The following is a 303-nucleotide window of genomic DNA, read 5'->3' on the forward strand; positions in this document are numbered from 1 at the left end:
TTTCCTTCGGCATCGTATGCTGCTAAATCTGTAAACGCATATTTCCATTCACTCGCTGCGCTCACTTCTTTTGTTGCAATGACTTGGCCATTTTGTAATAGGTCTACTTTAATCATTTCTGGACGTCCTTCAGCATTTCCGTCCTTCCATGTTTTCGTTCCTTCTACTTTCGTTTGGCCTACTTTTGTATTCGTGATTTCGTAACCTTCTACTTTTGATTCATATCCAGCTACTTCTTGTTCTTTCACTTCATACTTGTATGCCTTACCTTCGGCATTATATACTGCTAGATTTTCAAATGCG

General features: G+C 39.3%; 1 protein-coding gene. It reads right to left on the reverse strand.

Annotated features, from left to right (window positions below; translation table 11 throughout):
• Nucleotides 1-303, reverse strand: a 303-nt coding sequence (locus CN373_RS24895; RefSeq protein WP_133116053.1) for a Cna B-type domain-containing protein, incomplete at both ends; no start/stop codon positions are given.

The sequence above is a fragment of the Bacillus cereus genome (assembly GCF_002561295.1).
In the GTDB taxonomy this organism is placed as follows: Bacteria; Bacillota; Bacilli; order Bacillales; family Bacillaceae_G; genus Bacillus_A; species Bacillus_A cereus_S.